We start from the raw sequence: 4,800 nt of genomic DNA on the forward strand, positions 1-4,800 counted from the left end.
GGGGTTCCCTGGCGACGTCTGCTGGCGATTGGAGCCACAGCCTGGATTCTGGCCCTCTCGGTCTCGGGGCTCTATCTGGATCGGTTTGAAAAAGTACGCGACCGCTTCGATAGCTGGAGTACCTACGTGACAGGGCGGGTACATGAACTGAGTTCTGAAGTGATCCGGGGGCCTTTATATCAGATCACCCAGGCCCATAAGATCATCGTGAACGCGGGGCTTTTTGGGCAGGGGGTGGGGTCTCGGATGCCCAACCTGCCCGAATCCCACAACGACTTTGTGCTGGCCTCCATCATCTGGGCCGGTGGCTGGCTGGCGGGCTTTATGGTCTTGCTGGCCCTGTGGTTAATACTGGCCAGAGGACTTCAGATCGCGGCGAATCTGGAAGGCTCCAAAAGCGTCCTGGCCTTGGGTCTAACCCTGTACATCGTTTTACAAGCCGCCCTCAACATCGCAGCCGTCATCGGTACCGTCCCGATCGGAGGTTCTCCGCTGCCCCTGGTTAGCATGGGCGGGAATTCGATGCTGATGGCGGGACTGGCCATGGGGCTCTTGCAGGCCCTCTCGCGCGAGGCCTTCGCTCACAAGCAGGAAGGTAGAGCAAAGGAGGCCCAGCAGTGAAACCGTGCAGGGGAACAATGGCGCAAAGTGCATGGGAGCACCGTGCTAACGTGTTAGGAGTCTGGAGAAAGATAACAACATTGGCTCCCGCTCTCCCATCCTCCACCCTGCTTCGCCCTGCCCCCCTGCTCCACAAAGGAGGCGCATGGTGATCGTCACCGGCGGCGGAACCGGCGGACACTTCTATCCAGGGCTGGCAGCAGCGCGGGCTCTGCTGGCTGCCGGAGAGCCTGTGACGTATGTGGGGGCTCAAGGTGGGCTTGAAGAACGGGTACTGCCCGAAGCCAAGCTGCCTTTCCGCATCATCCCAGCCGGCAAACTCTCGCGCGATGCGCTGCGTCCGGGGGAGGGGATGAAGGTTTTGCGGGGCCTGTGGGAAGCCCAGCGGGTCGTGCGGGAACTGCGGCCCAGAGCGGTATTGAGCATGGGCGGCTATGCGGGTTTTCCGGTAGCTTTGGTGTCCGCATTGCTGGGTGTTCCGATGGTCATTCACGAGCAGAATGCCAAACTGGGTCTGGCCAATCGGATCTTGGCCCGGCTGGCCTGCCGGGTCACACTCTCTACTCCCATGAAACTAGAACCTCGGCTGGCCGCCAAAACCCAGGTAGTGGGTTACCCGGTACGCGAGGAAAAACGCAGCCAAGCCGAGGCCAGTGTCGCACTGGGGTTGGATCCAGAACGTCCTACCATCCTGATCATGGGTGGGAGTCAGGGCAGCAAGGAACTCAACGAACAACTGCCCGAGCGGCTCTATCCCCTATTGGGCGAGTGGCAGGTCTTGCACCAGTCTGGCCTGCGCTGGGAGCATGTGATGAAGTCCAAAGAACGGCCCCATTACATGGTGCGGGGTTATGTGGACAGTGTACTGGCCTGGAGCGCTGCCGAGTTTGCCATCACCCGTGGCGGGGCCGGCACCCTGTCGGAGGCGGCCTATCACCGGGTACCGGTGTTGGGCGTGCCGCTACCGCGGAATCTGGACGGGGGAGCGCAGCAGGCCAATGTGGGCTTTTATGCCGAGCGCAATGCAGCCCTGCTGCTTGCGTCCTGGGATCAGTTCGAGGCCCAGCTTAATGCTCTACTCGACCCCCCCACTCGGGCGCAAATCCGCGATAGACTTGGGGGGTTGTCGCCAGCCGGGGCAGCGGAGCGGCTGGCCCAGGTTGTTTTGGAGGCGGCGTGAAGCACTATCACCTGATGGGCATTGGCGGGATCAGCATGAGCGGGCTGGCCCGCATCCTGCGCATGGACGGGCACCTGGTCAGTGGCTGTGACCGCCAGCTCACCGACCAGACCCGACACCTCGAGCGCGAGGGTATTCGGGTCGCGCTGGGCCACAGCCCCCAACACCTGCCTGGGGTAGACGTGCTGGTAGCCTCCACCGCCATCAGGGATCTCGAGCCCGAACTCGCCACTGCGCACACCCTGGGCATCCCGGTCTGGCGGCGGATTCAGGTGGTAGCCGAAATTCTGCGCGGGGGCTACAGCCTGGGCATCACTGGCTCGCATGGCAAGACCAGCACCGCCTCCATGATCGCCAGCATTTTTATAGCAGCCCAGACCGACCCCACGGTGCTTCTGGGCGCCGAGCTGGGCTTGATTGGGGGCAGCGCCAAGGTAGGCACCGGACGATACCGGATTGCCGAGGTGGACGAGTCCGACCCGCTGTTTCGCTTTCTGGAGCTGGATGTGGCGGTGATTACCAATCTCGAGGCCGACCATGTATCGCCCGACGGACAGGCCCGCCCTAACTACCACGCTTCTTTTGAGGCTTTGCATGACGCGGTGCGCTCGTTCGCCAGCCGGGCCAAACACGTCATCTACAACTGTGAACCCCGCTGGCGCCTGCTGGAAGAACTAACCCAGGGCAGGTCGCGGAGCAGCTTTGGGCTGACCTGTGGCGACTGCCATGCGGTAAATATCGCCCTCGAGCCGTTTGGTAGCCACTTCGATCTGGTCTGGCAGAACCAGACCCGGGGGAAGGTGCGGCTGCAAGTACCCGGTGAACACAATATCTCCAATGCCCTTGCGGCGGCTGCGGCAGCGCTGGTCGTGGGTATTCCTTTTGAGGCTGTCCAGCAGGGGCTTTACCTGTACACCGGAGCCAGCCGTCGTTTTGAAAAGGTGGGCCTGCTAAACGGGGCTTTGATTGTTGACGACTATGCCCACAACGCCACCAAATTGTTCGCCGTGCTCAAAGCCGCTCGCAGCACAGGCTTGCGCGTGCGGGCGGTCTTCCAGCCCCACCGCTTTGGCCGTAGCGAGCAGGAGTGGCCGCTGTACGCCCAGGCTTTGGAGCAGTCCGACGAAGCCCTGATTCTCGATGTTTACAGCGCCGAAGAGACCCCTCTCACGCTAACCAGCGCCCAGATCGCCCAACACATGCTGGAACACCTGCATGCACAGGGACACCTTGCACGTTACGACAACTGGGACAACACCCTGAGCTACCTGCGCCAGACTGCCACACCGGGCGATCTGATCCTGACCATTGGAGCCGGGAGTGTGTCGAAGCTGGGGCGCATGTTGGCGGCTGCTAAGGAGGCGGTATGAAGATCCAACGCCTCGACCTGTCCAGGCTCACCACCATCGGGGTGGGAGGCGAGGCCGAGGTCTGGATCGTGGAAACCCTCTCCGACTTACAACACGCGACCGAGGCCCCCTACCGGGTGCTGGGCAATGGCTCCAACCTGCTGGTCGCGGATAGTGGCGTGAATGAACGGGTCATTCGACTGGGAGGCGAGTTCGCGGGCTGGAACCCCGACTTCTCGGGTTGGGTCGGCGCGGCAGCGCTGGTGCCCAGTCTGCTGCAGGCCTCGGCACGGCTGGGCCTGAGCGGACTGGAAGGCTTGCACGGCGTTCCAGCCCAGGTGGGGGGTGCGGTCAAGATGAACGCTGGCACCCGTTTTGGCGAGATGGCCGATGCCCTGGAACAGGTCGAGATTTTCCACGATGGCGCCCTGCGACTCTACCAGCCCAGTGAACTGGGTTTTCGCTACCGGCATTCGGCCTTACCCAGGGGCGGAATCGTCACACGGGTCAAGCTGAAGCTACAATCTTCCAGCGAAGAAGGGGTGCGGGCCAAGATCGCCCTGGTGGATGCTGCTCGCAAGGGCCAGCCCAAAAAGAAAAGTGCGGGCTGTGCTTTCAAGAATCCCCCCGGCGACTCGGCGGGGCGCTTGATAGATGTAAACGGCCTCAAAGGAACCGCCGTGGGCAAAGCTATGATCAGCCTCGAGCACGGCAACTTCCTGGTCAATCTGGGTGGGGCCACCGCTGCCGAGATGTATGCCCTGATCCGCAAAGTACAGGCTGTGCTGCCGCTCGAGCTAGAGTGGGAAATCTGGGGCGAGATCGTACCCGACGAGATGGAGGTGAGCTTGTGAGGAGAATGAATAGAGGGGGGGCTGGGAACCGGGGCGCAGACATACACCATCTGATTTATCTGCCTTTTCCCTCCTGCTCCAGGGCGCGAGCGGTGCTCCCCAGTGCAACGCACGGTGTTCCTTCGCTCGAAAGGGGGATGGCATGATCCGGGCGGTGCTCGTCGCCTTGCTGCTGGCCTCGCTGGGGATTGGCTCTTATGTGGTGTTGCCCATCGAGGATGTTGAGGTGGCGGGCAACCGGCAGCTTTCCGATACCTTCGTGCAGCAGATCACCGGCCTCGAGCCGGGTCGTCCGTGGCTCTGGGCCTGGCCCCATAAACTCGAGGCTCTGCGGCAAAACCCCTGGGTCAAAAGCGCCACCCTCGAGCGCCCTGCTCTGGGCCGGCTGCGCATCGTACTCGAAGAGCGCACCTCACTTGCCAGCCTCATCCAGGGCGGTGAACGCTATGGCCTGAGCCGTGATGGCCTGCTGTTGCCGGGCGCCCCCGCACGGGATCCAGTGCTGGAGGGAAGGGGCGAAATTCCCATTGCAGATCTGCTTTTGCTGGTGCAAACTTTTCCAGATGCAACGCGCATCCGCTACAGTGTAGCTGGCTTTCAGGTTCTGGCCCCAAACCTTAATGTATGGGGCAAGAATGTCAGAGAGTTGCAAGATTGGGCCAAAGTCCGCAGAATAGGCAAAAGTGACGCAAGCAACTCTCTTGCGCACCCCGGCGTTTCGTCGGATAGCCGTATCTATGTGTATTCCTGGGGGGTGAGTGCTCGCCGATGATTCTCGTAGGTTTAGATGTTGGAA

At 61.8% G+C, this 4,800-nt stretch carries 5 protein-coding genes; all 5 read left to right on the forward strand.

The window, feature by feature from the left end; genetic code table 11:
• A partial coding sequence (locus Q0288_RS11830) for an FtsW/RodA/SpoVE family cell cycle protein (protein ID WP_299430657.1) occupies positions 1–621 on the forward strand: 621 nt, incomplete at its 5' end.
• 145 nt (positions 622–766) lie between these two features.
• Positions 767–1,801 carry a glycosyltransferase gene (locus tag Q0288_RS11835; RefSeq protein ID WP_299430659.1) on the forward strand — a complete coding sequence of 345 codons (1,035 nt, stop codon included), beginning with the start codon at positions 767–769 and terminating at the stop codon, positions 1,799–1,801.
• Positions 1,798–3,171, forward strand: coding sequence for a UDP-N-acetylmuramate--L-alanine ligase (gene murC / locus Q0288_RS11840; protein ID WP_299430661.1), 1,374 nt, complete (start codon positions 1,798–1,800; stop codon positions 3,169–3,171). The genes Q0288_RS11835 and murC overlap by 4 nt, the downstream gene beginning before the upstream one ends.
• Positions 3,168–4,004: a UDP-N-acetylmuramate dehydrogenase gene (locus Q0288_RS11845; RefSeq protein ID WP_299430662.1), complete on the forward strand. Its 837-nt coding sequence runs from the start codon at positions 3,168–3,170 to the stop codon at positions 4,002–4,004. The genes murC and Q0288_RS11845 overlap by 4 nt, the downstream gene beginning before the upstream one ends.
• 142 nt (positions 4,005–4,146) lie before the next feature.
• Positions 4,147–4,776 carry an FtsQ-type POTRA domain-containing protein gene (locus Q0288_RS11850; protein ID WP_299430664.1) on the forward strand — a complete coding sequence of 210 codons (630 nt, stop codon included), beginning with the start codon at positions 4,147–4,149 and terminating at the stop codon, positions 4,774–4,776.
• Positions 4,777–4,800 lie beyond the last annotated feature (24 nt).

The organism is uncultured Meiothermus sp. (assembly GCF_937863175.1).
Classification (GTDB): domain Bacteria; phylum Deinococcota; class Deinococci; order Deinococcales; family Thermaceae; genus Meiothermus.

What these genes read in the sequence shown, in the direction of transcription:
- Q0288_RS11845 (WP_299430662.1), top strand. Translation starts at nt 3,168, where the DNA reads ATGAAGATCCAACGCCTCGACCTGTCCAGGCTCACCACCATCGGGGTG.
- Q0288_RS11850 (WP_299430664.1), top strand. Translation starts at nt 4,147, where the DNA reads ATGATCCGGGCGGTGCTCGTCGCCTTGCTGCTGGCCTCGCTGGGGATT.
- Q0288_RS11835 (WP_299430659.1), top strand. Translation starts at nt 767, where the DNA reads ATGGTGATCGTCACCGGCGGCGGAACCGGCGGACACTTCTATCCAGGG.